At 74.0% G+C, this 24,726-nt stretch carries 23 protein-coding genes; 8 read left to right on the forward strand and 15 right to left on the reverse strand.

Annotated elements, in window-relative coordinates:
* Nucleotides 1–15 precede the first annotated feature (15 nt).
* Nucleotides 16–231 carry a dodecin gene (locus ABZ312_RS21340; RefSeq protein ID WP_500323137.1) on the reverse strand — a complete coding sequence of 72 codons (216 nt, stop codon included), beginning with the start codon at nt 229–231 and terminating at the stop codon, nt 16–18.
* Between the two features lie 129 nt (nt 232–360).
* Here ABZ312_RS21340 and polX point away from each other — a divergent pair, with 129 nt between their 5' ends.
* From polX to ABZ312_RS21360, 4 genes are all read left to right on the forward strand, one after another.
* Nucleotides 361–2,094: a DNA polymerase/3'-5' exonuclease PolX gene (gene polX, locus ABZ312_RS21345; RefSeq protein WP_500323138.1), complete on the forward strand. Its 1,734-nt coding sequence runs from the start codon at nt 361–363 to the stop codon at nt 2,092–2,094.
* Between the two features lie 61 nt (nt 2,095–2,155).
* The gene (locus ABZ312_RS21350) at nt 2,156–2,563 is read left to right on the forward strand and encodes a hypothetical protein (RefSeq protein ID WP_500323140.1); all 408 of its coding nucleotides are present in this window, start codon (nt 2,156–2,158) and stop codon (nt 2,561–2,563) included.
* Between the two features lie 129 nt (nt 2,564–2,692).
* Nucleotides 2,693–3,475, forward strand: coding sequence for a VOC family protein (locus tag ABZ312_RS21355; RefSeq protein WP_499515369.1), 783 nt, complete (start codon nt 2,693–2,695; stop codon nt 3,473–3,475).
* Between the two features lie 30 nt (nt 3,476–3,505).
* Nucleotides 3,506–4,939, forward strand: coding sequence for a lipase maturation factor family protein (locus ABZ312_RS21360; RefSeq protein ID WP_500323142.1), 1,434 nt, complete (start codon nt 3,506–3,508; stop codon nt 4,937–4,939).
* A gap of 42 nt (nt 4,940–4,981) precedes the next feature.
* Here ABZ312_RS21360 and ABZ312_RS21365 read toward each other — a convergent pair whose 3' ends face one another.
* Together ABZ312_RS21365 and ABZ312_RS21370 are read right to left on the reverse strand one after the other, a co-directional pair.
* Nucleotides 4,982–5,266, reverse strand: a complete 285-nt coding sequence (locus tag ABZ312_RS21365; RefSeq protein WP_500323143.1) for an acylphosphatase — start codon at nt 5,264–5,266, stop codon at nt 4,982–4,984.
* Nucleotides 5,263–6,000 (reverse strand): DUF72 domain-containing protein, encoded by a 738-nt coding sequence (locus ABZ312_RS21370; RefSeq protein WP_500323144.1) that lies wholly within the window; start codon nt 5,998–6,000, stop codon nt 5,263–5,265. Before ABZ312_RS21370 ends, ABZ312_RS21365 begins: the two co-directional genes overlap by 4 nt.
* 87 nt (nt 6,001–6,087) lie before the next feature.
* Here ABZ312_RS21370 and ABZ312_RS21375 point away from each other — a divergent pair, with 87 nt between their 5' ends.
* Nucleotides 6,088–7,377: an alpha/beta family hydrolase gene (locus ABZ312_RS21375; RefSeq protein WP_500323145.1), complete on the forward strand. Its 1,290-nt coding sequence runs from the start codon at nt 6,088–6,090 to the stop codon at nt 7,375–7,377.
* Between the two features lie 48 nt (nt 7,378–7,425).
* Nucleotides 7,426–7,881 (forward strand): Crp/Fnr family transcriptional regulator, encoded by a 456-nt coding sequence (locus ABZ312_RS21380; RefSeq protein ID WP_499515374.1) that lies wholly within the window; start codon nt 7,426–7,428, stop codon nt 7,879–7,881.
* A 147-nt stretch (nt 7,882–8,028) separates the two neighbouring features.
* On the opposite strand, the gene ABZ312_RS21385 is transcribed toward ABZ312_RS21380, so the two are convergent.
* Nucleotides 8,029–8,892 carry a DUF6777 domain-containing protein gene (locus ABZ312_RS21385; RefSeq protein ID WP_500438491.1) on the reverse strand — a complete coding sequence of 288 codons (864 nt, stop codon included), beginning with the start codon at nt 8,890–8,892 and terminating at the stop codon, nt 8,029–8,031.
* An 88-nt stretch (nt 8,893–8,980) separates the two neighbouring features.
* Between ABZ312_RS21385 and ABZ312_RS21390 the strand changes: the two genes are divergently transcribed.
* Nucleotides 8,981–10,279 carry a streptophobe family protein gene (locus ABZ312_RS21390; protein WP_500323148.1) on the forward strand — a complete coding sequence of 433 codons (1,299 nt, stop codon included), beginning with the start codon at nt 8,981–8,983 and terminating at the stop codon, nt 10,277–10,279.
* A 743-nt stretch (nt 10,280–11,022) separates the two neighbouring features.
* On the opposite strand, the gene ABZ312_RS21395 is transcribed toward ABZ312_RS21390, so the two are convergent.
* From ABZ312_RS21395 to ABZ312_RS21410, 4 genes are all read right to left on the reverse strand, one after another.
* Nucleotides 11,023–11,607, reverse strand: coding sequence for a hypothetical protein (locus tag ABZ312_RS21395; protein ID WP_500323150.1), 585 nt, complete (start codon nt 11,605–11,607; stop codon nt 11,023–11,025).
* A gap of 5 nt (nt 11,608–11,612) precedes the next feature.
* Entirely contained in the window at nt 11,613–13,955 is a 2,343-nt protein-coding gene (locus ABZ312_RS21400; RefSeq protein ID WP_500323151.1) for an FHA domain-containing protein, read from the reverse strand.
* A gap of 92 nt (nt 13,956–14,047) precedes the next feature.
* Entirely contained in the window at nt 14,048–15,523 is a 1,476-nt protein-coding gene (locus ABZ312_RS21405) for an SDR family NAD(P)-dependent oxidoreductase (RefSeq protein ID WP_500323153.1), read from the reverse strand.
* A gap of 163 nt (nt 15,524–15,686) precedes the next feature.
* Nucleotides 15,687–15,929: a hypothetical protein gene (locus tag ABZ312_RS21410; RefSeq protein ID WP_499515380.1), complete on the reverse strand. Its 243-nt coding sequence runs from the start codon at nt 15,927–15,929 to the stop codon at nt 15,687–15,689.
* 146 nt (nt 15,930–16,075) lie between these two features.
* On the opposite strand from ABZ312_RS21410, the gene ABZ312_RS21415 reads away from it, so the two are divergent.
* Complete coding sequence (locus tag ABZ312_RS21415) at nt 16,076–17,899, forward strand: AMP-dependent synthetase/ligase (RefSeq protein WP_500438493.1); 1,824 nt, start codon at nt 16,076–16,078, stop codon at nt 17,897–17,899.
* A gap of 7 nt (nt 17,900–17,906) precedes the next feature.
* On the opposite strand, the gene ABZ312_RS21420 is transcribed toward ABZ312_RS21415, so the two are convergent.
* From ABZ312_RS21420 to egtC, 7 genes are all read right to left on the reverse strand, one after another.
* Nucleotides 17,907–18,776, reverse strand: coding sequence for a S1 family peptidase (locus ABZ312_RS21420; protein WP_500360202.1), 870 nt, complete (start codon nt 18,774–18,776; stop codon nt 17,907–17,909).
* Between the two features lie 155 nt (nt 18,777–18,931).
* Nucleotides 18,932–19,849, reverse strand: coding sequence for a lysophospholipid acyltransferase family protein (locus tag ABZ312_RS21425; RefSeq protein ID WP_500360203.1), 918 nt, complete (start codon nt 19,847–19,849; stop codon nt 18,932–18,934).
* A gap of 1 nt (nt 19,850) precedes the next feature.
* A complete protein-coding gene (locus ABZ312_RS21430; protein ID WP_500323158.1) occupies nt 19,851–20,633 on the reverse strand; it encodes a GNAT family N-acetyltransferase in 783 nt (260 codons plus the stop codon).
* A gap of 136 nt (nt 20,634–20,769) precedes the next feature.
* Complete coding sequence (locus ABZ312_RS21435; protein ID WP_500323400.1) at nt 20,770–21,321, reverse strand: MarR family winged helix-turn-helix transcriptional regulator; 552 nt, start codon at nt 21,319–21,321, stop codon at nt 20,770–20,772.
* A gap of 14 nt (nt 21,322–21,335) precedes the next feature.
* Nucleotides 21,336–22,877 carry an FUSC family protein gene (locus ABZ312_RS21440; RefSeq protein ID WP_500438495.1) on the reverse strand — a complete coding sequence of 514 codons (1,542 nt, stop codon included), beginning with the start codon at nt 22,875–22,877 and terminating at the stop codon, nt 21,336–21,338.
* A 131-nt stretch (nt 22,878–23,008) separates the two neighbouring features.
* The gene (gene egtD / locus ABZ312_RS21445) at nt 23,009–23,971 is read right to left on the reverse strand and encodes an L-histidine N(alpha)-methyltransferase (RefSeq protein ID WP_500360194.1); all 963 of its coding nucleotides are present in this window, start codon (nt 23,969–23,971) and stop codon (nt 23,009–23,011) included.
* Nucleotides 23,968–24,723: an ergothioneine biosynthesis protein EgtC gene (gene egtC, locus ABZ312_RS21450; RefSeq protein WP_500323163.1), complete on the reverse strand. Its 756-nt coding sequence runs from the start codon at nt 24,721–24,723 to the stop codon at nt 23,968–23,970. The genes egtD and egtC overlap by 4 nt, the downstream gene beginning before the upstream one ends.
* Nucleotides 24,724–24,726: the final 3 nt, after the last annotated feature.

The raw sequence follows: 24,726 nt of genomic DNA on the forward strand, positions 1-24,726 counted from the left end.
GGGTACGACAGTCGCTCAGTCGCTCCCCTCGAGCCTGAAGCCGACCTTCAACCCGACCTGGAAGTGCCCGACCTGCCCGTCCGCGAAATGACCGCGGATCTGCGTCACCTCGAACCAGTCGAGGTTGCGCAGGGTCTCCGAGGCACGGCTCAGCCCGTTGCGGATGGCGGCGTCCAGGCCCTCGCCGGACGAGCCGACGATCTCGGTCACCCGGTACGTGTGGTCGGTCATGGGTCCTCCCTGATCAGTGGGAACGGGCGGTTCCGCCGCCCCTCCACGGTGCCTCATCGCCCCGCGGGCCGCGAGGGGAAGGACGGTCCCGGGCGTTAGCCGGCGGCGTGCCACGGGAAGGGGCTCCACATGGCCAGGGCCAACGCCGAGGTCGAAGCCCTGCTCCGCGAGTACGCCGACCTCATCCGGATCACCGGCGGCGACGCGTACAAGGCGCGCGCCTACGAGAAGGCCGCCCGCGCCATCGGCGGCCACCACGAGGACGTCTCCCGGCTCGACGACAAGGGACTGCGGAAGATACCCGACGTGGGGAAGTCCGTGGCCGAGAAGGTCACCGCGTACCTGCGCACCGGCACCGTCCCCGCCGTCGAGGAGCTGCGCGCCCGCATCCCCGCCGGCGTACGGGAGATGACCGCGATCCCGATGCTCGGCCCCAAGCGGGCCATGATGCTCTACCAGGAGCTGCACATCGCCTCGGTGCAGGAACTCGCCGACGCCATCCACGCCGAACGCCTGCGCGATCTGCCCGGCTTCGGCGCCCGCACCGAGGAGGCCATCCTGCACGGCATCGGCCTGATGCGGTCCTCGGCCGGCCGGGTCCCGCTGGACGTCGCCACCGCGGTCGCCGAGGAGGTCGTCGCCGAGCTCTCCGCGCTCCCCGATTGCGAGCGCTGCACGTACGCCGGCTCGCTGCGCCGCATGCGGGAAACCGTCGGCGACGTCGACGTGCTCGTCGCCGCCGAGCGGTCCGGGCCCTTCATGGAGGCGTTCACCCGGATGGCGGGCACCGCCGAGGTCATCGTGCGGGGCGCGAAGAAGACCTCGATCCGGACTACCAAGGGCCTCCAGGTCGACCTGCGGGTCGTGCCGCCCGACTCCTGGGGCGCGGCGCTGCAGTACTTCACCGGCTCCAAGGCCCACAACATCCGCACCCGCGAGATGGCCGTCCACCACGGCCTCAAGCTCTCCGAGTACGGGCTCTTCGACACCGCGACCGGCGAGCGCGTCGTCTCCCGCACCGAGGAGGAGGTCTACGCCCGGCTCGGGCTGCCCTGGATACCGCCCACCCTGCGCGAGGACCGGGGCGAGATCCAGGCCGGGCTCGCCGGGGAGCTCCCCGAGCCGCTCGCGCTGCGCGCCGTCCGCGGTGACCTGCACACCCACACCGACCTCACCGACGGCCTCGCCGGCCTGGAGGAGATGGTGGCAGCGGCGGCCGCGCGCGGCTACGCCTACTACGCGGTCACCGACCACGCACCCGACCTGTCCATGCAGCGCATGACGGACGAGAAGATCCTCGCCCAGCGCGAGGAGGCCCGCCGCCTGGACCGCGCCCACAAGGGCATGCGCGTCCTGCACGGCACCGAACTCAACATCGGCCCCGACGGGGGCGTGGACTGGCCGGAGGAGTTCCTGGCCGGCTTCGACCTGTGCGTGGCCTCGATCCACTCCCACTTCCACCAGGACCGCGAAACCCTCACCCGGCGCCTGGTGCGCGCGGCCGAGAACCCGTACGTCAACATCATCGGCCACCCCACCACCCGGCTGCTGGGTAGGCGCCCGGGCGTCGACGCCGACCTCGACGAGGTCTTCGCGGCCTGCGCCCGCACCGGCACGGCGCTGGAGGTCAACGCCCAGCCCGACCGGCTCGACCTCGGCGACGAACTGATCCTGCGGGCCCGCCGGCACGGCGTGAAGTTCGCCGTCGACAGCGACGCGCACGCCATCGTCCACCTGGACTTCATGCGCTACGGCGTCGGTACGGCGCAGCGGGGCTGGCTCACCGAGGACGACGTCGTCAACGCCTGGCCGCTCACCCGGCTGCGGCGCTTCCTGCGCAAGGGCGGCCGTACGCATCCGTGACCGTACCCGGGGTAGGCGCAGCGCGAGGGCCCCTACCACGCCCGACTTCGAGGAGGACACGATGCTGCTGCTGGGATTCGTGCTCATGGGCGCCACCGCCGCCTTCACCGGACTCCTGATCGCGGAGAACCTCGGCGGAGGACCCGACTACACCGTGACGTTGTTCGGCTCGGACATCGCCACCGTCAACACCCTCGGCGCGTTCCTCGCCGGTCTCGCGCTCGCCCTGGTGTTCTGCCTGGCCTCGGTCATCGCCCTGGCCGGCGCCGGACGCGAGCGCAGCCGCCGCGCGGAGCTGCGCCGGCTGCGCCGCCGGGCCCGCGCCGCGGAGACGGCGCCCGACGCCACCGCCCCGACCGCCCCGACCGTCGCCACCGGGACCGCCGGGACCGCCGACGACACGGACACGACCACGAAGACCCCCACGGCGTCCGCCCGCCGCCGGGGCATGCACCTGTTCGGCCACTGAGCCGGAGCAGGAGCGCACCATCCGGCGCATGTGGCGTCCGCCCACCGGTACGTACGACGGACCGCCGAAGATGCCTCCCGGACCCGCTGCCGCCATTCTGGGAACGGGGCAGGACAAGGAGGCCGGTACGTGTCCACCGCGAAGATCTGCTGTGTGGCGGGCGCCCCGTGCTGGGTCAGCCTGATGGCACGCGACCTGGACGTGGCGAAGGCGTTCTACGGACCACTGCTCGGCTGGGAGTTCGAACCCGGTCCGTCCCGCTGGGGCCCGTACGAACGCGCACTGGTGAACGGCACGGAGGTCGCCGGCATCGGGGCCATCGCCCGGGACTGGGAGACCTCGGTGTCCTGGACCACGTACTTCGGGGTGGAGAGCGCCGACGCCACCGCCTCCGACATCCGCGACCGCGGCGGCACGGTGGCCGTGGGCCCGCTCGACTTCGACGCCGGGCGGCTGGCCCTGGTGGCCGACTCCATGGGCGCCTCCTTCGGCATCTGGGAGGGCGAGCACGGCCCCGCCCGCAAGCTGCGGATGCACGGCGCCCCCTCCTGGATCGAGCTGCGCACCCGCGACGCCTTCGCCGCGGCCCTGTTCTACGGCGAGGTCTTCCACTGGGACCGGCGCGGGCCCCGCTACGTCGTGGAGTGGGAGAACGACCGCGTCGTCCTCTACGTCGACGGGCACAGCGTCGCGGGCATCCGCGGCGGCGGCGTCGAGGCCGCGGCCGACCCCAAGGTCCGGCCGCGGTGGCACGTCTTCTTCACCGTCGCCGACGTCGACGAGGCCGTCCGGCGCGCCAAGGACCTCGGCGGCGAGGTGACCGGCGAACCCCTCGACAGCGCCTACGGCAGGGTCGCGGGCATCCGCGACCCGGAGGGCGGACTGCTCTCCCTCGTCGCCGACCACGAGTAGCACGCCGCCCGCCCGCCGGGAGAAGCGGCCATGGAGTGGTTCACGGCACCCGACTACTGGCTGAGCCGCGTCGTCGTCCAGCGCGGCCTCGGCGTGCTCTACCTGGTCGCCTTCCTCACCGCCGCGAACCAGTTCCGCGCCCTCATCGGCGAGCACGGTCTGCTGCCCGTGCCGGACTTCCTGCGGCACGTGCCGTTCCGCCACGCGCCGAGCCTGTTCCACCTCCACTACTCCGACCGCCTCTTCGCCGCCGTCGCGTGGGGCGGCGTCGCGCTGTCCGCGGCCGTCGTCGCGGGCGTGACGGACCTCGTGCCGCTGTGGGCCGCCCTGCTGGTCTGGGCGGCGCTGTGGCTGCTCTACCTGTCGATCGTCAACGTCGGCCAGACGTGGTACGCGTTCGGCTGGGAGTCCCTGCTGCTGGAGGCCGGCTTCCTGGCGGTGTTCCTCGGCAACGACGAGACCGGGCCGCCCGTGCTGATCCTGTGGCTGATGCGCTGGCTGCTCTTCCGCGTCGAGTTCGGCGCTGGACTGATCAAGATGCGGGGCGACGCCTGCTGGCGCGACCTGACCTGCCTGTACTACCACCACGAGACGCAGCCCATGCCCGGCCCGCTCAGCTGGTTCTTCCACCACCTGCCGCGCGGGGTTCACCGGGCCGAGACCGCCGCCAACCACTTCGCCCAGCTGGTCGTGCCCGTCGCCCTGTTCACCCCGCAACCGGTGGCGGGCATCGCCGCCTGCGTCGTCATCGCCACCCAGCTGTGGCTCGTGCTCTCGGGCAACTTCGCGTGGCTGAACTGGCTGACCATCGTCCTCGCCGTCGCCGCGCTCGACGGCTCGTACGTGGCCGCGCCGCCACCCGCGGCGTCCGTCCCCCCGCCCGCCTGGTACGCGGCCCTGGTGATCGCCGCCACCGTCCTCGTCGCCGTCCTCAGCTACTGGCCCGCCCGCAACCTGCTCTCCCGCGGCCAGATGATGAACGTCTCCTTCAACCGGCTGCACCTGGTCAACTCCTACGGCGCCTTCGGCAGCATCAACCGGATGCGCCTGGAGGTCGTCGTCGAGGGCACCGACGCGGCCGAACCCGGTCCCGGCACGGTGTGGAAGGAGTACGGCTTCAAGGGCAAGCCCACCGACCGGCACCGGCTGCCCCGCCAGTTCGCCCCGTACCACCTGCGGCTGGACTGGCTGATGTGGTTCGCCGGGATCTCCCCGGCCTACGCGTGGAGCTGGTTCATCCCGTTCGTCGGCAAGCTCCTGGAGAACGACCCCCGCACGCTGCGCCTGCTGCGCAGCAACCCCTTCCCGCACGCCCCGCCCACGTACGTCCGGGCCCGCCTGTACCACTACCGCTTCACCGACCGGCGCACCCTGCGGGCCACCGGGGCCTGGTGGGAGCGGAGCCTGGTGCGCGAGTACCTGCCGCCGGTCGACCGCGAAGGCCTGCGACGCGAGGGCCGGTGACGACCGCCCCGCACATCGGCCGCGCCGCCCTCGCGCGGGCCCTCAGCCGCGCCAGGGGGTGGGACGGATCTCGAAGCCGGTGAGCCCCTCCGGCTCCTCCTCGACGACCTCCACACGGTCCACGATGGACAGCGGTGAGCCCTCGTGCGACCAGGCCACCATCCGTTCCACCGCCTCCGGCGGACCCTCGAAGACCGCCTCGACCGTGCCGTCCGGCCGGTTGCGGACCCAGCCGGCGACCCCGCTCTCGTCCGCCGTCATTCGGCAGGTGTCCCGGAAGTACACCCCCTGGACGTCGCCCGTCACGACGACCCGCCGCCGGATCACGACGGCCGCACCTGGCGGACCGCCTCACGGAAGGCGTCGGCGTCCAGGACGGCCGCCCCGCCGGGGTCGTTGTTGAAGTACACAAACACGTCGGAGCCCTCCGGCCAGGTGTCCGCGATGCGGTGTGCCCAGGTGGTCAGCGCCCGGGAGCCGTAGCGGGGCCACGGCCGGGCGATGCCCTCATGGAAGCGCACGTACCCCCAGTCCGCGGTGCGCCACAACGGCGTCGCAGGGCGTGCCCGCCGGTCGGCCCAGCACAGCGCGGCGCCGCGGCGCTTCAGCAGGGCCCGGATCTCGGGGGTCCACCAGGAGGCGTGCCGCGGCTCGACGGCCACCCGTACGCCCTCGGGGAAGCAGTGCAGGCACGCCTCCAGGACCCGGGCGTCGGCCCTCAGGTTCGGCGGGAGCTGCAGCAGCACCGGCCCCAGCCGGTCGCCGAGCCCCTCGGCGTGCGTCAGCAGCCGCCGCACCGGCTCCTCCGGGTCGCGCAGCCGCTTCATGTGGGTCAGGTAGCGGCTGGCCTTGACCGCCATCACGAAGCCCTCGGGCGTGTGCTCGCGCCAGCTCGCGAAGAGCTCCCGGGACGGCAGGCGGTAGAACGCGTTGTTGCTCTCGACCGTGCCGAAACGGCGCGCGTACTCCTCCAGCCACAGCCGCTGCGGCACCTGGGGCGGGTACAGCACGCCGCGCCAGTCCCGGTACTGCCATCCCGAGGTTCCCACGAGCACGGACATCGCGCGGTCCCTGCCGGTTGCTTGCTGCTCCCCATTCAGGGTAGGTCGTAAGAAGCCCCGCATCTCCCCGCTCGCGGGGGTGGAACCATGCACTTCACAGACCGCGCGGATGCCGGACGGCAGCTCGCCGAGCGGCTGCGGCATCTGGAATTCGACAACCCCATCGTGCTCGGGCTGCCCCGCGGCGGCGTGGTCGTCGCCTACGAGGTGGCCCGCGCCCTGCACGCACCCCTGGACGTGATCGTCGTCCGCAAGCTCGGCGTCCCGTACCACCGGGAGCTGGGCTTCGGCGCCATCGGCGAGGGCGGCGCCAAGGTGCTCAGCGACGACATCGTCCGCATGAGCCACGTCTCCCGCGCCGACATCGACACCGTCGAGCACCGCGAGGAGGCCGAGCTGGCCCGGCAGGCGCACCGCTTCCGCGAGGGGCGCCCGCGCACGCCACTGGCCGGCCGTACGGTGCTCCTCGTCGACGACGGCGTCGCCACCGGCGCCACCGCCCTCGCCGCCTGCGAGGTGGCCCGCTCCCAGGGCGCCGCCCGGGTCGTCCTCGCCGTGCCCGTGGCCTCGCCCCAGTCGCTGCCCGCCCTGCGGCACGCCGCCGACGACGTGGTGTGCCTGTCGGCGCCGAGCGCCTTCTTCGCGGTGGGGGAGTGGTACCACGACTTCTCCCAGACCGCCGACGACGAGGTGTCCGGGCTGCTCAAACAGGCCGCCGCCCGGGGACCGCGGACCACCGAGGTGGACCTGGCCGTGGGTGGCGAGGCCGGGGTGCGGCTCGCCGGGACGCTGACCATGCCCGCCGACGCACGGGCCCTGGTGGTCTTCGCCCACGGCACCGGCAGCAGCCGGCACAGCCCGCGCAACCGGGCCGTGGCCGCCGCCCTCAACCAGGCCGGCCTCGGCACCCTGCTGTTCGACCTCCTCACCTCCGCCGAGGAGGCGGACCGGGCCAACGTCTTCGACGTCGAACTGCTCGCCGGCCGTCTGGTCGAGGTCACCGCGTGGGCCCGCGGGGAGAACCTGCCGCTCGCCTACTTCGGGGCCAGTACCGGCGCGGCCGCCGCGCTGTGGGCCGCGGCCGACCCCCGGGCCGCCCCGTACGTCTCCTCGGTGGTGTCCCGGGGCGGCCGTCCCGATCTGGCCATGCCCCGGCTCGGCGAGGTCAGGGCGCCCACCCTGCTCATCGTCGGCGGCCGGGACACCACGGTCCTGGAGCTGAACCAGCGCGCACAGGAGGCGCTCGAGTGCCCCAGCCTGCTCCACGTGGTGCCCGGCGCGACCCACCTGTTCGAGGAGCCGGGAGCGCTCGACGAGGTGGCTCACCTGGCGCGTGACTGGTTGGCCGGTCACCTCCCTGCGACGGCAGGTGAGTGACCGTACCCTGAGGTCAGGGGGTGTGGAAGGGAGCAGGAGGATGCGCCGATGAGCAGCACGGTGACCATGCTGGACTCACTCCCGCCGGCCCATCGCCGAGCCTTCCTGGAGCACGCCAGGAAGGTCAGCTTCCCGCAGAGCTGGCGCATCTGCGACGAGGGCAGATTCGCCGACCGGTTCTGGGTGGTCGAGTCGGGTGCCGTCTCCATCGACATGGACGTGCCCGGCCGAGGTGCCGTCTCCGTCGAGACCCTGGGGCCCGGCGAACTCGTCGGCTGGTCCTGGCTGTTCCCTCCCTACCGCTGGCAGGTCGGCGCCCACGCGCTGGGCTCGGTGGGGGCGTACGAGTTCGGGGCGGCCGAGATCCGCGACCTGTGCCGGGACAACCCGGTGCTGGGCCAGGCCATCGTGCTGGCCGCCGCGCAGACCATCGCCCAGCGGCTGGGTTCGGCCCGGGCCAGGATGCTGGACATGTACGGCCCGCGCCTGCAGGAGCACTCCTGACCGACGGAAACCGGCCACGTGCACGGCTCGCGGGGCACCTGCCGGTAGCGCTCCCCGTCCGAGAAGTCCCCGACGTGTCACCGCCGTTCACGGCGGTGTTCAAGGCGAGGTTCACGGTGGCGTAGGCCACGGGCCCGGTGGCCCGGGTCAGCGCACCCAGGTGTCGTCGGCGCCCCTCGTGCCCACCGGGCGGCGGAACAGCTCGTCGCGTCCCGCGTCGTACAGGACGAACGACCGGTGCGCCTGCGGGGCGGGGCGCACCGCGACCACCTCCGACTCCCGGAAGCCGGGCCACGCTTTCCCGGAGTGGCCGGCACCCTCGACCGCTTTCGGCGCCGACAGCGGATTGCCGCCCGCGCAGCGCACCCGGGGCACGCCGCGGTCGTCGACGAGCACCGCCGTGCCCGCCTCCAGCACCGCCGGGAAGGAGGTCGCGGAGCCGTCCGCGAAGCCGTGGCCGGTGACCCTGGTGTCGGCGCGCAGCAGCGCGGGGGTGAGCGACTTCAGGTGCCGCCCGATCCCGTCGGCGTCGATGCCCGCCACCCGGGCGAAGGCGGCCGCCTTGCCGGGGTCCGCGGTCAGGGATGCGGTCTGCTCGGCGACGTCGCAGGCGGCCTCGCCCTTGGTGCCGCCGTACAGGGCGCTCGTACCACCGGAGACGCTCGGCGCCCCGTACGTGGCGGAGGGCTTCGGGGTCAGGGTGGGCGCCGGGGCGTCCGGGGGCGGGGACTCCTCGGCCGTGCTCGCGGTGAAGGAGTCGAGGCCCGCCACCCGCGCCGGCTGGAGCACGACCTGCGGCCGGGTCGGTGACGGGCTGCGCCCGGGCGCCGCCGTGCCTCCGTCGCCGCCCCGTGTGACCAGGAAGACCGCCAGGACGAGCGCCGCGGCCCCCAGCGCCGCCAGGGCCGACAGCCCGGCGCTCGACGTCCACCACGGACGGCGGGCGTGCGCGGGCGGGTCGTGGCCGGGGCCGGGGGTGCCGGGTGGCTCCTGGGGCGGGGGTGAGGTCACCCCGCATTCTCCGTCCACCCTCCGGCCGGGCCGCAAGCCGGGACATTCCGGACGGGCGGGCTGCCGCGGGGCTGCTTAGCCTGACACCGTGACCCGGCATCCGCCCTCCGCCCCGCACCCGGCCCCGGGGCCCACCCACGGCTGGCTGCACGCACTCGCCGCGGTCGTGGCCGGGTACGCCGTCATGGTGGTCGTGGCGGCCCTGGGCCTGTGGCTCGCGGGGGCCTCCGAGCTGCCGCAGGGCGCCTTCCTGCCCGTCATCGCCGCCACCGTGGTCATGGCCGTCGGGGGCCGGGTCGGCCTGGAGGGCGGCGCGGGCACCATCGCCCGGTCGGACGCGGCGGTGACCGTCTTCCCGCTGTCCGTCGCCCTGGCCGGAGCCCTCGTCACCGCCTACGTGGTCGTACGGCCGCTGCGCCGGCACGCGGTGGTGGCCGGGGACCGGCTGCTGTGGCTCTTCGTCCGGACGGGCGTGCTGTGGGCCCTCGTCACGCTGCTGATCGCCCTCGGCGCACGCCACACCTTCACCATCTCCACGGGCGAGGAGTTCCTCAACGACCTCGGCGACCTGTTGGGCATCACCCCCACCGTCGGTTTCCGCGCCGACGTCCCGGTCACGGTCGTCGCCGGGCTGCTCTGGCTGGCCGTCGTCCTCCTCCTGGCCTTCGCCGTGTCACGGCGGGCGCCCCTGCCCTCCCGGCTGGTGCCCGTGCACACCGTCGTCCGGCCGGCCGCCCGCGCCATGGTGGGCGTCCTGCTCGCCTACGTGGTCGGCGGCGCCGTGGTCGCGGTGGTCACCGCCTCCACGCGCGCGGAGCCCGCGGACAGCTTCGCCGTCGTCTTCCTCGGCCTGCCGAACGTGGCATGGCTCGCCCTCGGTCTCGGCATGGGCGCCTCATGGCACGGCAGCGTGCAGGGGGCGCTGGGTGTGCCGATGCCGGAGGCCCTGGCCGCCGTGCTGCGCAGCGGGGACGGGGAGGCCACCCTCGACCTCGCGTCGCTCTCCGAGCACGACGGCAGGGCCTGGTGGCTGGTGGTCGCCGCCGCCGTCGCCATGCTGGGCGCGGGCTGGGCCACCGCTTGGCGCGCGCGACCCGGCACGGGGCACGTGCGCAACGCCGTCCACCTGGGGGTGGCGTCCGCGGCGGCCATGCTGCTGATCGGCGTGCTCACCCGGATCGACGCGCACTACGGCCTGTCGCTGTTCGGCATCGGCGACCCGTCCGACACCGGCGGCCTCGGCGGTTCCATCGTGCTGCTCCCGAACCTGCTCCCCGCGATCGGCATCGCCGCGCTGTGGGGCGTGGCCGCAGGCCTGCTCGGCAGCATGGCCGTCCACCTGCTGGCCCGCGGCCGCACCGCCCGCCGGGACGCTGCGGCCCGCTGAGCGTCGCGTGGGGGGGCCGCGGCCGGCATCGCCGCGCTGCGGGGTGCGGCGGCAGGCCTGCTCGGCAGCATGGCCGTCCACCTGCTCGCCCGCGCCCGCACCGCCCGCCCGGGCGCTCCGGCCCGCTGAGGCCGTCGCGGCGGGCTGCGCCCGGTTGCTCGGCGGACCGCGACCGCGGTCAACGCGTGGTCGCAAGGCGACCTGAGGCCGTGCCGGGCGGCCCCTCGGGGTTGTCCGTCCGGGTGGGGGACGGGTCCGTGCCGGGGTTCTCGCGGCGGCACGTCTGCCGGGCCGGGGCCGGGCTGCGGGTGGCAGTTCGGGCGCCGTCGCGTGCGGAGCCGCGGCTGGCATTCCGGGCTGCCGGGCGTGGCGGCACACCTGCTCGGCAGCATGGCCGCCCGCATCCTGGCACCGGCCCGTCCCGCTGACGCCTGCCCCGGCGGCGGCCCCGTCCAAGGCGGAGGTTTGCCCGTCCGGGTGATCCGACGGGTTCGTGCCATGCTGCGGGCCGTCCGGCGGCAGGTCTGCCGGGCCGGGGCCGGTTCGGGCTCTGCGGGTGGCGATCCGGGCGCCGTCGCGTGGGGGGCCGCGGCCGGCATCGCCGCGCTGTGGGGCGTGGCAGCCGGCCGGGCCGCTTCCATCCTGGCCCGGGGCGAGCCGGCCGTTGCCGCGGCGGCGACGGCTGTGTCCTGGGCATCGGCGCGTGGCCCGGGCAGTACCGGCCGTCGGCCCTGGCATCCGCCTCAGGATTCGCCCGTCCAGGTGATCGGGTGGGTCTCGGTCGGGGACGCGTCGTCGCGCAGCGGCGGCTCCGCCGGGGGCGGGGGTTCGCCGGGCCGCATCTCGGGCGGTTCGGCGGCGGCGTAGGTCGCCATGCGGGCGCCGTCGCAGTAGCACCAGCGGTCGTGCTCGGCGTCGAAGAGCCAGACGGCGTCGCCGTCCACGACGGCGCCGATCCGCATCCCGCTCGTTCCCCGGTCGAAGGTCTCCAGGTCGATCGTCCCGGCCGCGAGGTCCTGCACCAAGGTCCGGTACGAGCCGAGCGCCTCCACCAGCCGGCCCAGCAGCGGACGGGCGTCCGCCGTGCGCGCCGGGGAGCCGCCCGCCGCAGGAGGGCCCTGCGGCACCGTGATCAGCAGCCGTCCGTCCACCCACGCGGACCAGCCGTTGGAGCACACGATCCGCGCCCAGTCGCCCCGGTGCTCGGTCACCCGCACCGGCAGCAGGGGGTCCAGCCCCGCGGAGGGGCTGGAGTCGTCCGGCGCCCGCCAGGTGGGCAGTCCGCCCGCCGGGGCGACATGGGTGGGGACGAACTCCGGCTCGTACATCAGGCCTACCTCCGCATGACGGCCGGCTCGTGCTGCCGCAGCAGCCTGACCACGACGAGACCGAAGGCCACCGACAGCACCACGAGCATGCCCATGTCCAGCAGCCACATCGAGGGCACGGGCCGGAAGAGCGGGTCCGACGTCACGTTGCTGGGTGTGAAGGCATGCAGGTCCAGCGTCGCGGCCATCGCCCCCAGCGCCCAGCGCGAGGGCACCAGCCAGGACAACTGCTCCAGACCCGGGACCCCGTGCAGGGGCAGCAGGGCACCGCAGAAGACGACCTGCACGATGGCGATCAGCACCAGCAGCGGCATGGTCACCTCCTCCTTGCGCACCAGGGCCGAGATCAGCAGCCCGAGCATCATCGAGGTGAACGCCAGCAGCGCCACCGCCAGCGTGATCTCCAGCAGCGGCGGCAACAGGACCCCGCTGCCGCCCTGGGGTCTCAGACGCACGCCGACGAGGGCGACCATCGTCAGGACCACCGCCTGCGCGACGGTGATCACTCCGAGGACCACGACCTTGGACGCCAGGTAGGCCGAGCGGGACAGGCCCACGGCCCGCTCCCGCTGGTAGATGACCCGTTCCTTGACGAGCTCGCGGACCGCGTTGGCGGCCCCGGTGAGCACCGAGCCGACGCACAGGATCAGCAGCACGTTGAGCGCGTTGTTCCGGCCCAGCGCACCGCCGGCCAGGGCGCGCGCCATCCCGCCCATCACGAAGGGCAGGGCCACCATGATCGCCAGGAAGGTGCGGTCGGCGGCCAGCGACGCCGTGTAGCGGCGCACCAGCGTCCACAACTGGCCGCCCCAGCCCTGCGGCTTGGGCGGCTCCAGGGGTTCGAGCTCCGCCGGGGGCTGCGGTCCTGCGGGTTCCAGCGCCGCCGCGACGTACTCGTCGTAGAGCGGGGAGGCCTCGTACTGGCCCGCCCAGTCGCGGTTCTCCTCGTTTTCGAAGGCCTCGAAGGCTTCCGGCCACTGCCGGAAGCCGAAGAAGGGGAGGGTCTTGCTGGGCGGCCCGTAGTAGGCCATGCGCCCGCCGGGGGCCATCACCAGCAACCGGTCGCAGACCTCCAGGCTGAGCACGCTGTGCGTCACCACGATGACCGTGCGGCCGTCGTCGGCGAGCTCGCGCAGCATCGTCATCACCGAACGGTCCATCCCCGGGTCCAGGCCGGAGGTCGGTTCGTCCAGGAAGAGCAGCGAGGGCTTGGTCAGCAGTTCCAGGGCGACGCTCACGCGCTTGCGCTGGCCGCCGGAGAGGGTGTGGACCGGCTGCTTCACCCGGGCCTCCAGGCCGAGTTCGGCGATCACCTCGTCCACCCGGGCCTGCCGCTCCTCCTTGGCGGTGTCGCCGGGGAAGCGGAGTTCGGCGGCGTACGACAGGGCGCGCCCGACGGGGAGCTGCTGGTGCAGGATGTCGTCCTGCGGGACGAGGCCGATGCGCTGGCGCAGGTCCGCGTACTCGCGGTACAGGTCGCGCCCGTCGTAGAGCACCGTGCCGTGGTTCGCGGGGCGCAGGCCGGTCAGTGCGTTCAGCAGCGTCGACTTGCCGGAGCCGCTCGGCCCGACCACCGCCAGCAGGCACTTCTCGCCGACGGGGAAGCTGATGTCGTCCAGCAGCACCTTGCCGCCGTCGTCCACCCGCACCGACAGGTCGCGGACGTTGAGCGAGACCTCGCCGGTGTCGGTGAACTGCTGCAGCTTGTCGCCGACCAGCCGGAAGACCGCGTGACCGACGTCGATGATGTCGCCCTGGTGCACGACCGCCCGCTCGACGCGCTGGCCGTCCAGATAGGTGCCGTTGTGGCTGTGCAGGTCGACGATCTCGTAGCCGCCGTCCGGCAGCGACCGCAGTTCGGCGTGGTGCCGCGAGACCAGCAGGTCCGAGACGACCAGGTCGTTGTCGGAGGCGCGCCCGATGTGGATCGTGCGGTCGGGCAGCGACCGCACCGACGTCGGGCGGCGGAAGGTGCCGGTCGCCGCGGGGGAGGCCATCGGCGGCGCCCGGTAGACCCCGGTGGGCGCCTCGGCGCTGCTCAGCCGGGCGCACGGCCCCTGCTCGGCGTGCCCGAAGCGGATGACGCTACCCGGGCCGACGCCCCACTGCCGGACCTGCCGGCCGTTGACGAAGGTGCCGTTGGTGCTGCCCAGGTCGTGCAGCATCCAGCTGTCGCCCGCGGGCCGGATCACCGCGTGGTGCCACGACACCCGGGGGTCGTCGAGGACGACGTCACCGTCGGGGTCGCGACCGACGTGGTACTCCCGACCCGGGACCAGGATCCGGGTGTCCCCGTCGGTCTCGAGCACGAGCTTGGGCGCGGTGGGCGCGAAACCTCGCTCGGCCACGGTTCGATCGTAGCCGCGGACCGGCCGCCCCGCCTGTCCCACCTGTCCCGCAACGGGCCGTCACATGGCCCTGAGGGACGGTGCCGGGGCTCTCACCACTCGGTCGGCGCGTAGTCCTTGAGGAACACCCCGTGCAGGTCCTCGCCCTGCTCGCCGCGGACGATCGGGTCGTACACCCGGGCCGCGCCGTCGATGAGGTCCAGCGGGGCGTGGAATCCCTCTTCGGCGAGGCGCATCTTGTCCGGGTGGGGCCGCTCGTCGGTGATCCAGCCGGTGTCGACGCTGGTCATCAGGATGCCGTCGGTCTCCAGCATCTCGCGCGCGCTGGTGCGGGTCAGCATGTTGAGCGCGGCCTTCGCCATGTTGGTGTGCGGATGGCCCGCGCCCTTGTAGCCGCGGGTGAACTTGCCCTCCATCGCGGAGACGTTCACGACGTACTTGCGGCGGGCGGCGGCGGCCGCCATCGCCGGGCGCAACCTGCTGACCAGGATGAACGGCGCGGTCTCGTTGCACAGCTGCACTTCGAGCATCTCGACCGGGTCGACCTCGCCCACGGCCCGGCTCCAGCTGTTCGCCGCGTCGAGGTCGGGGACCAGCCCGCCGGCGTCGATCGCCGTGCCGGCCTCGATCCGGGCGAGCGAGGCCGAACCGCTCACCAGCGCCAGGTCCGTGACCTCCTGGGCCCGGGCCGACAGCTCCGCACGGGGGGCGGGCAGCGCGGGCTGGGCACCGCTGCCGAAGGCCCCGAAGACCTCCGAGGCGGGCAGCGCCCCGGCCGGGAGCGGGGCGGACTCGGCGGCCACCAGTTCCGCGTAGGCGGCGGGGGAGCGGCGCACGGTCTGCGCCGCGTTGTTGATCAGGATGTCCAGGGGGCCCTCGGCGGCCACCGAGTCGGCGAGCGCGACGACCTGGGCCGGGTCGCGGAGGTCGATCCCCACGATCTTGAGGCGGTGGATCCACTCCTCGCTGTCCGGCATCGCCTTGAAGCGCCGGATGGCGTCCGCGGGGAAGCGCGTGGTGACGGTGGTGTGGGCGCCGTCGCGCAGCAGCCGCAGCGCGATGTACATGCCGATCTTGGCCCGGCCGCCGGTGAGCAGCGCGCGGCGGCCGGTCAGGTCGGTGCGCGCGTCGCGCCGGGCACGGTTGGCGGCCGCGCACTCCCGGCACAGCTGGTGGTAGAAGGCGTCGACCTCGACGTAGCGCCCCTTGCACACGTAGCAGGAGCGCGGCCGCCGCAGGATGCCCGCGATCGCACCGGTCGTGGACGAGGAGGGCAGCAGCCCCTGGGTCTCGTCGTCGATCCGCTCGGCGGAGCCGGTCGCGGTGGACTCGGTGACCATCTTGTCGTGGGCGGTCTTGGCGGCCCGCCGGTCCTGCCGGCGGCGCTGCTTCACCATCCGGTAGATGCCGGCCGTGGCCTTGCGCACGGTGACCGCGTCGGGGTGGTCGATCGGCAGCTCGTCGAGCTCCCTGAGCACGCTGAGGCACAGCTCCAGGCGCGCCGGGTCGATGCCCGGGACGCCCTCCCAGGCCGTTGCCGTGCTCTGCTCGTTCTCGGTCGCCGTCATGCCCGCCGTCGTTCCCTGGATCGTGTGTTCCCACTGGTGTCCTGCGGAACTCTACGGAGGCCGGGGCGCCCGGCCAAAACGGCGGCTTTCGCCCGTGCGTCCCCGGCGGCCGCAGCCGGCGGCCGGGGGGCGGCCCCGGGACGGTCCGCGGTGTGCCGGCGGGTCACTCCAGGGGGGCGGTGGCCTCGCTCTCGTACGCGTAGTCCCACGGCTCGTCGGCCATGTGCTCGAGGCGCTTGTAGTACGCGGCGCTGTCCGGCCACGCCTGGTGCGCCCCCGCGTCCTGCACGCTGATGGCCAGCGGGTCGTACAGGATGCCATCGGGGGGCTGCCCCCCGGCTCCCAGTGCGATGCCGAGGGTGAGACCGTCCCCGGGGCCGCCGTGGAGTCGGATCCTGGTGGTCATGGAGGTCACCTCCTGCATCCATGATCTCTCGCCGGGGGAGGTTTGGTGAAGAACCGGGACAGCGACCCGGCCGCGGGCCGACAGTGCGTGAGAGATCCGTTACGTTACGCTTCTCCGCCCGCTCCAACCCCCCACGAGGTGCCCGCGTGCGCGAATTCAGTCTGCCCGCGCTGGTCCCGGCCACCCTCGCCGGCGGCCTGGCCGACGTGGTGTTCGAGACCGCGGCGCAGGTCCCGGACGAGGTGCGGCTGGGCCGCAAGGAGGACGGCCGCTGGCGGGACGTGACCACGGCCGAGTTCCGCGACGAGGTGACGGCCCTGGCCAAGGGGCTGCTCGCGCACGGGGTGCGGTTCGGGGACCGGGTGGGGATCATGTCGCGCACCCGGTACGAGTGGACGCTCTTCGACTTCGCGCTGTGGACCATCGGGGCGCAGCCGGTGCCCGTCTACCCGACCTCCTCGGCCGAGCAGCTGCGCTGGATCCTCCACGACACCGGCGCCGTCGGCTGCGTCCTGGAGCACGAGGACCACGCCATGACGCTGGGCTCGGTGATCGACCGGCTGCCCGCCGTGACCCGCGTCTGGCAGCTGGACTCCGGGGCGGTGAAGCAGCTGGCGGCCGACGGGGAGCGGATCTCCGACGACGTGGTCCACCGGCACCGGCTCGCCGTCACGCCCGACGCCGTCGCCACCGTGATCTACACCTCGGGCACCACCGGACGCCCGCGGGGCTGCGTCCTGACCCACGGCAACTTCATGTGCCAGACCGACAACCTCATCGCCGGCTGGCGGCCGGTCTTCGACAGCGGCACCTCCGCGCAGCCGTCCGTGCTGCTCTTCCTGCCGCTGGCCCACGTCTTCGGCCGCATGATCCAGGTGGCGGCGGTGCGGGCGAGGGTGCGCCTGGGGCACCAGCCGGAGATGACGGCCGCCGAGCTCCTGCCCGACCTGGCGCTGTTCCGGCCGACGTTCGTGCTCGCCGTGCCGTACGTCTTCGAGAAGGTCTTCAACGCCGCGCGCGACAAGGCGGAGGAGGCCGGCCACCTGGGTGTGTTCGACAAGGCCGTCGACGTGGCCGTGCGCTTCGCCGAGGCCCGCGAGCGCCGTGCGCTGGGCACCGGCCCGGGACCGAGCGCGGCGCTGCGCGTGCTGCACCGCGTCTACGACCGGATGGTGTACGCCAAGGTCCGCGAGGCGCTGGGCGGTCGGGTCCGCAACGCGGTGAGCGGCGGCTCCACCATGGGGCGGCGGCTCGGGCTGTTCCTGGAGGGCGCGGGGGTCACGGTGTACGAGGGCTACGGACTCACCGAGTCCACCTCGGCCGCCACCGCCAACCCGCCCGGGCGGGTGCGCTACGGCACGGTCGGCCTCCCCGTGCCCGGCACGGACGTGCGGATCTCGGACGAGGGCGAGATCCTGCTGCGCGGCCCGGCCGTCTTCTCCGGATACCTCGGCGACCCCGGGGCCACGGCGCAGGCCCTGCGCGACGGCTGGCTGCACACCGGCGACATCGGCTTCCTCGACGAGCACGGCTACCTGACGATCACCGGCCGCAAGAAGGAGATCATCGTCACCACCAGCGGCAAGAACCTCTCCCCTGCCGTCCTGGAGGAACGCGTCCGCGAGCATCCGCTGGTCGAGCACTGCCTGGTCATCGGCAACGACCGGCCCTACGTGACGGCCCTGGTGACCCTGGACACCGAGGCGACGACCCAGTGGCTGAGGCTGCGCGGCAAGGCCGAAGCCGGGTTGCAGGAGCTGGTTCGCGACCCGGAGCTGGAGACCGAGGTGCGGCGGGCGGTGTCGGCGGCCAACACGCGGGTGTCGAAGGCGGAGTCGATCCGTTCGTTCCGCGTGCTGGCCGCCTCGTTCACGGAGGAGCGGGGGCTGGTCACCCCCTCCCGCAAGCTCAGGCGCCGGGCGGTCGAGGAGGCCTACGCCGCCGAGATCGACGCGATGTACCGGCGCTGAACCGCGGTCACGGCTTGGGGAGCAGGCATCCCGGCAGGGTCAGGTCGAACCGGTTGCCCGTGGTCACGCACGTGCCGATCCCGTAGGTCTGCTCGGCGTAGTTGATGCCCTGGCGGACGGTGACGGTGCCGTTCTCGGCCACCTCGCAGGGGTTGTTGAGGGTGCAGCGGCCGCCGTCCTCGTTCCCCGTGTTGTTGATGGCGACGACCTTGCCGGTCGTGGTGTCGATGACGGGCGACCCCGAGGTGCCGCCGATGGTGTTGCACGAGGAGGTGTAGCGGACCGAGTCCTTCCAGGTCCAGTCGCCCTCCTTGAGGAGGTGGACGAAGCCGTCGATGCTGCAGCTGTAGATGGTCTTCCAGTAGCCGGAGACGACCTTGATGGCCGTGCCCTGAACCGGGTGCGTACCGGAGACCTCCAGCGCGGAGATCCCGTAGGAGGACTGGATCTGCGCGTAGGTGCGGTTCAGCTGGTACACCGAGATGTCGGTGTCGGTCATGGTCGCGTACGCCAGCTTGGTGGCGCGCAGCGTGGCGACCGAGCGGCCGGAGGAGTTGAGCAGGCCGAAGGTGCGTGTCGACGTCTGGTTGACCAGCACCTCGCCGGCGTCGAGGAAGCCGCTGGTCAGGCAGTGCCCGTTGGAGAGCACCAGGGCGGGGTCGGTGGAAGCGGAGCCCGGGAAGCGGATGAGCGACCCGGAGCAGTTGCTGAGCGACACCGTCCCGGCGAAGTCGACGGTGACGGCGGCCCTGGCGTCCGGTGCGGCCGCGGCGTGCCGGCCGGCCGCCGAGGCGGGGGCTGCGGACAGCCCGAGGGACGCGATCGCGGCGAGGGCCGCAAGGGCAGCCGCGAAGACTCCTCTGAGAGGTCGTTTCATGTGGGGGGTCCTCTCGAGACCGAAGTTCTTTCGGTTTTGGCATGGACATTGTTGTGAACTCGAGAGGGTGGTCACAAGAGGGCCCAGTGCGGCCGGACCGCGCCCGGCGGCGCGCCGTGGGCGGCTGCCGGCGGGCGCGGTCCGGTGACGGGGCGTCAGCCGGGAAGCCCCACGACCCGGTCGCCCGGCCGGCGGGCGGGCGACCCGATCCGGACGTCCGTCCCGCGCTGGCGGGGACCGGCCTGGACCGGTACGGCCGCGCTCGGCGCGGGGGCGACCAAGGCGTGGCGGGCGGCGGCCGCGAGCGCACGCCGGTCCGGGAGCGAGCCGGCCGCGATGCGGGGGAACGCCGTCACCTCCGCGGTGAGTCCGCGGGCCGCCACCACCCGGCGCACCGAGTCCATCAGGGTGTCCTCGCCGAGGAACGCCGCCTCGGTGCTGGGCCTCCCGTCGGCGTGCCGGTAGCGGATGAGCAGCGGCTGCACGTCGGCGCCGGCGTCCAGCGCGGCCTGGAACAGCGCCCGGCGGTACCGGCCTTCCTCACGGCCGCACCAGGTGCTGCCCTCCGGGAAGGCCACCACCGTCGCGCCCGAGCGCAGCGCCGCCGCGACCTCCGCCACCGTGTCCGGCAGCGCGCGGATCCGTTCCCGGTCGATGAAGATCGTGCGGCCGCGCACGCACAGCCGCCCGATCACCGGCCAGTCGCGGATCTCCCGCTTGGCGACGTTGCGGCCCGGGAAGACCGCGGCGATCAGCAGGATGTCCAGCCACGACACGTGGTTGGAGACCACCAGCAGGCCGCGGCCCGGCTCCCGCGGCGCCGGCTCGGGCAGCCGCACCCGGACGCCGAAGGCCGCCGCCACCGAGCGGGTCCAGCGCCGGATCAGCCGCTCGCGTCCCGCCGGGCCGCACAGCGCGCCGACCGGCACCGAGAGCACGACGCCGGTGAGCAGCACCACCAGCGCGGCGGCGTACCGCAGCAGCCGCCGGACCCGGCCCACCACCTGACCGTCACCGGTCACGCACGCCTGCGGGGAGCAGGGGGCGACCGGCGACCACCACGCCGCGGCCATCTCAGACCGATCCGAGCGAGCCGATGGCGCCGAAGTGGCGCAGGTAGCGCTCGTCGGTGCGCTCCAGCGAGAGCAGGATGAACAGGTCGGCGACGCCGAAGTCCGGGTCGTAGGCGGGCTCGCCGCACACCCAGGCGCCCAGCCGCAGGTAGCCACGGAGCAGCGCGGGCAGCGTGGTACGGGCCGGGCGGACGATGCCCGCCGGGTCCCAGGGGCGGCGCGGGGAGACCAGGTACTCCTCGGGGGCCATGTTCTTGGCGGAGACCCGGTCCCACACGCCCGCGGCCAGCGCGCCGCCGTCGGTGAGCGGCACCGAGCAGCAGCCGGCGACCCAGTTGTGGCCGGTGGTCGCCATGTAGCGGGTGATGCCGCCCCACATCAGCGCGACGACGGCCCCGTCACGGTGGTCGGCGTGCACGCACGAGCGGCCCACCTCGACCATGTCGTGCTGGATCGGCGCGAGCCGGGTCAGGTCGAACTCGGACTCGGAGTAGGTGCGGCCCGCGCGTCGGGCGTTGGCGGGGGTGAGCAGCCGGTAGGTGCCGACGACCTCGCCGGTGCGGTCGTCCTTCACCAGCAGGTGGTCGCAGAAGGCGTCGAGGGCGTCGACGTCCAGGCCCGGCTCGGGCGTGTCCAGCACGGCCCCCATCTCCCCGGCGAACACCTGGTGCCGCAGACGCTGTGCGGCCCGCACCTCCGCCTCGTCCTGGGCGAGGCTCACCGAATAGCGGGGGCGGTCGGTCGGGGTGTCGACGACGGGAGCGAGTTCGTACGAAGCGGTCATGGCGCGATTCCCTGGTCAGGGGGACGGGGACACCCTTATCTGTCCCGTCGCGGCCTTGCCTTGGCGTGTCCTTGACGGAGCGCGCAGATGTGCGCTCGCTGAAGTGCCGGTGCCGTGGGTCCGCGGGCCGCCCGCTTCACCCGGAAAGCGCTCCCAAGCGGCCTTCGAGTAGCAGCAGGAGCTCGCCGAGGATGCCCGCCAGCTCCTCGCGGCGGCCCTCCGGGAGCCCGGACAGCAGCCCCGTCTCGTAGGCGAGCTGCTCGGGCAGGACGCGGTCGACGAGCGTGCGGCCCTCCTCGGTCAGCCGCAGGTGGGAGACCCGGCGGTCGCGACTGTCCGGGCGGCGGGCGACCAGGGCGCGCTCCTCCAACAGCTTGATCCGCTTGGTGACCGCGGCGCCCGAGGCGAAGGTCTCCCGGGCCAGCCGGCCCGGCGTCAGCTCGCCGCCGACGCGGCGCAGGGCGATGAGGATGTCGTACTCGGGGCGGGTGAGGCCTTCGCGACCCAGGGGCGTCTCGGTGACCTGCTGCAGCAGTGCGGCGCAGCGGTTCAGCCTGCCGATCACGGCGACCGGCCCGAAGTCCAGGTCCGGGTAGACGTCCTGCCACTGGCGCAGCACCGTCGCGACGGCGTCCTCCACGCGGGTTGTCCTTCCTCCGTACGCCGGCGGCTCCGGCGGCGTGCGCATGATCGTACGCGTCGTCACGGCACGGTGACGGACCGGCCGTCCCCGCGCCGACCTGCCAGCATCAGGTGGCCGCGGTCCTCCGCGGCGGCGATCCGGCGCTCGGGCAGGGCCCGGCTCCACCACTCGCCGGAGGCGGTGTCGGCGGCCTCGCGCAGCTCCAGGAGGGCGGCCACGAGCCGGGCCTCGCGGGCGACGGGCGCGGCGAGCTCGTGCTCCAGGCGCCGCAGCGCGGCGCCCACCCGGTGGCCCGCCCGGCGGTTCGGCACGGCGAAGCAGGCGAGCAGCCCGGCGGCGGCGCCGACGAGGGTGTCCAGCCAGCGGTCGGCCACCAGCCGGCCGGCCGGCTGCGCGCCCGCGAACTCGGTCATGATCATGGCCATGGGCGTCACGAAGGCGCTGGCGATCCAGTAGTTGCGCGCGATGGTCGCCTCGGCCGCGACATTGCAGGCCAGCGCGGTCACGATGAGGGTCACGGCCCCGGTGGCCGTGAACGGCACCAGGACGGTGAACAGCAGCACGCCCAGGAGGTTGCCGAGCACCCGCTGCAGCGCGCGGTGCCACGACAGGGTGGTGTTGGCCGCGAAGACGGCCGCGCCGGTCACCACGGCCCAGTACGGCCGGTCCACGCCCAGGGCCATCGATCCCCACCCCGCCAGGGCGCTGCCCAGGAGGACGCGCAGCCCGAGGGGGAGCAGGTGCCGCAGGCCGGGGCGGTGGGGCCGCCCCGCCCGGCCGGTCCGGGTGCCGACGGAAGGGGCGGGGGTGCGCGCGGCGGGGCCGGGGTCCGGCAGGGTACGGGTACGGCGCAGGGTGCGGGCCCACTCGGTGAGCCGGTCCGCGTCGGCCGGCTCGGCGGCCTCGGCGCGTGCCAGCAGCCGCTCCAGGCCCACCAGATGGACGGTGGTCCGGGCCGCCCGCAGGGTGTGCCAGGCCGTGTGCACCGCGAGGGTGGCCTCGTGCCGGCTGCCGGGGGTGCCCCCGTCGGTCAGCGCGCGGGCCCGGACCTCCAGGGCCCGCGCGACGGCGGTGCGCTCGGGGGCGTGCGGCCGCACGAGCACCGGGGCCATGCACACCAGCCAGGCGACGGCCCCGCCGAGCAGCACCAGCCCGGTGTGTGCGGGCACCTGCCCGAGGGCCTGCGGGACGAAGGCCGCGCTCGCCGCCACGAAGGTGAAGATCACGTTCCCGGGCGGCCCGATCCGTGTCGCGTCGCACACCACCTTGTGCACCGCCGCGAGCAGGGCGGCCACCGCCACCCGGACCGGCGTCGACTCGGTCAGCGCGGCGGTGGCCAGCGCCACCCCGGCCCCGGCGGCCATGCCCAGGACGACCAGGGCGAGCGTCCGGGCCCGGGCGGCGAAGGGCAGCCCGTGCGCGTACAGGGCGCACAGTCCGCCGCCGGCGGCGTACAGCACCAGGTCCAGCCGCCCCAGGGCCAGCAGCGTCACCTCGACCAGGCCCACGGCGACGACGACGCTGAGGGCCCGGCGGTGCCAGAGGTCCTGGACGGAGCGGAGCCGGAAGGCGCCGCGGACGGGGAGGGGGAAACCGGGCATACGAGAAAGCTTAGCAGATGTTTTACTCGTGAAGATATCCCGGACGGCCGGCTCGGACGGACCCGGACGGACCGGGGACGAACGCGGTGGCCGGCCCCGTTCCGGGACCGGCCACCGCGGACCCGCGCGGATCAGGCGGGGAACGCCAGCGACAGCGCGAACCGCCCCTCGGCGTCCGTCCACCAGTGCCGCAGGGCGAGACCGGCGGCGGCCAGCTCGGCCCGCACGCCCTCCTCGCGGAACTTGGCGGAGACCTCGGTGCGCATCTCCTCGCCGCGGGCGAAGTCCACGGACAGGTCGAGCGCGGGGACCTTCACGGTCACGTCCGCGCGCGCCCGCAGACGCATCTCGATCCACTCCTGCTCGCGGTCCCACACGGCGAGGTGGTCGAAGTCGTCGGGGTGGAAGTCCGCGCCGAGCTCGCGGTCGATGACCGACAGGACGTTCTTGTTGAAGGCGGCCGTGACCCCCTGCGCGTCGTCGTACGCCGCCACCAGCGTCGCCTCGTCCTTGACCAGGTCGGTGCCGAGCAGCAGCGCGTCGCCCTGGGAGAGCAGGGCCCGGACCGAGGAGAGGAAACGGGCCCGCTCCTGCGGCAGCAGGTTGCCGATCGTGCCGCCGAGGAAGGCGACCAGCCGCGGCCCGGGAGTCCCGGGGAGGGTCAGGCCGTGCTGGAAGTCGGCGACGAGCGCGTGCACGGTCAGCTCCCGGTGGTCGGCGAGCAAGGCGTCGCCGGCCCCCCTGAGCGCGGACTCGCTGACGTCGATCGGCACGTACGTCAGCGGTGCGCCCAGCGCGCCGATGAGCAGCCGGGTCTTCTCCGAGGAGCCGGAGCCCAGCTCGACGAGGGTGCGGGCGCCGGTCGCCTTGGCGATCTCCGGCGCCCTCGCGTGCAGGATCTCGCGTTCGGCGCGGGTCGGGTAGTACTCGGGCAGCCGGGTGATCTTCTCGAACAGCTCGCTGCCGCGGGCGTCGTAGAACCACTTGGGCGGGAGCTGCTTGGGGCTGCGGGTCAGCCCGTACGCCACGTCGGCGCGCAGCGCGGCCGCGGTGGCGTCGGCGGGCAGGGTGCGGGTGAGGGTGAACGGGCTCACAGGTGCGGCTCCTTGAGCGGGATCAGCAGGACCTCGGTGGGATCGCCGTACAGCAGGTGGCGGTCGGGGACCTCGGTCCAGCGCGGACTGTCGTCGTACGGCTCGGAGGCCACGACGAGGGAGCGGCCGGGCGTGTCCAGGTACCAGAGCGTGTCGCCCCAGGCGGTACCGGCGATCGCCCGGCCGTCGGTCAGCAGGAAGTTGAGCCGTGAGTCGGGGGTCAGTGCGGCCAGCCGGCCGACGGTGTCGGCGAGCGCCTCGTCCGCCGCGGCGCCGGCGCGCAGCCGGTGCAGGGTCAGCGCCCAGGCCAGGGCGGAGTCGCAGCGCGCCTCCAAGGTCAGCAGCTCCTCGGGGGGCAGCGTGCGGGCCGCCTCGGCGACCGAGTGCGGCCAGCCGCGCAGCGCGCCGTTGTGGCTGAACAGCCAGCGGCCCGCCGTGTACGGCGCGGCGGCGGACTCGTCGGCCACCGAGCCCTCCGTGATGTCGCGGACCGCGCCGAGCAGCGCTCCGGAGCGCGTCACCCGGCACACGTCGGCGAAGGACGGGTCGTCCCACACCGGCCCGGAGCGCCGGTAGCGCGCGGGCAGCGGATCCCCGTCCGCGTACCAGCCGAGCCCGAAGCCGTCGGCGTTGACCGTGCCGTACTTCTGCCGGCGTGGCGCCCACGACTGGCGGTACAGCGAGTGCGGCGGGTCGATGACGAGTTCGCGGAGCGCGACGGGCGGCCCGACGTACGCCAGGTGCCGGCACATCAG

Origin of the sequence: Streptomyces sp. NPDC006207, assembly GCF_040613835.1 — a bacterium.
GTDB lineage: Bacteria > Actinomycetota > Actinomycetes > Streptomycetales > Streptomycetaceae > Actinacidiphila.

Coding starts and splice junctions, on each gene's coding strand:
- ABZ312_RS21340 (WP_500323137.1), bottom strand. CDS start 231: ATGACCGACCACACGTACCGGGTGACCGAGATCGTCGGCTCGTCCGGC.
- polX (WP_500323138.1), top strand. CDS start 361: ATGGCCAGGGCCAACGCCGAGGTCGAAGCCCTGCTCCGCGAGTACGCC.
- ABZ312_RS21350 (WP_500323140.1), top strand. CDS start 2,156: ATGCTGCTGCTGGGATTCGTGCTCATGGGCGCCACCGCCGCCTTCACC.
- ABZ312_RS21360 (WP_500323142.1), top strand. CDS start 3,506: ATGGAGTGGTTCACGGCACCCGACTACTGGCTGAGCCGCGTCGTCGTC.
- ABZ312_RS21370 (WP_500323144.1), bottom strand. CDS start 6,000: ATGTCCGTGCTCGTGGGAACCTCGGGATGGCAGTACCGGGACTGGCGC.
- ABZ312_RS21375 (WP_500323145.1), top strand. CDS start 6,088: ATGCACTTCACAGACCGCGCGGATGCCGGACGGCAGCTCGCCGAGCGG.
- ABZ312_RS21380 (WP_499515374.1), top strand. CDS start 7,426: ATGAGCAGCACGGTGACCATGCTGGACTCACTCCCGCCGGCCCATCGC.
- ABZ312_RS21395 (WP_500323150.1), bottom strand. CDS start 11,607: ATGTACGAGCCGGAGTTCGTCCCCACCCATGTCGCCCCGGCGGGCGGA.
- ABZ312_RS21405 (WP_500323153.1), bottom strand. CDS start 15,523: ATGACGGCGACCGAGAACGAGCAGAGCACGGCAACGGCCTGGGAGGGC.
- ABZ312_RS21410 (WP_499515380.1), bottom strand. CDS start 15,929: ATGACCACCAGGATCCGACTCCACGGCGGCCCCGGGGACGGTCTCACC.
- ABZ312_RS21420 (WP_500360202.1), bottom strand. CDS start 18,776: ATGAAACGACCTCTCAGAGGAGTCTTCGCGGCTGCCCTTGCGGCCCTC.
- ABZ312_RS21425 (WP_500360203.1), bottom strand. CDS start 19,849: ATGGCCGCGGCGTGGTGGTCGCCGGTCGCCCCCTGCTCCCCGCAGGCG.
- ABZ312_RS21430 (WP_500323158.1), bottom strand. CDS start 20,633: ATGACCGCTTCGTACGAACTCGCTCCCGTCGTCGACACCCCGACCGAC.
- ABZ312_RS21435 (WP_500323400.1), bottom strand. CDS start 21,321: ATGCGCACGCCGCCGGAGCCGCCGGCGTACGGAGGAAGGACAACCCGC.
- ABZ312_RS21440 (WP_500438495.1), bottom strand. CDS start 22,877: ATGCCCGGTTTCCCCCTCCCCGTCCGCGGCGCCTTCCGGCTCCGCTCC.
- egtC (WP_500323163.1), bottom strand. CDS start 24,723: ATGTGCCGGCACCTGGCGTACGTCGGGCCGCCCGTCGCGCTCCGCGAA.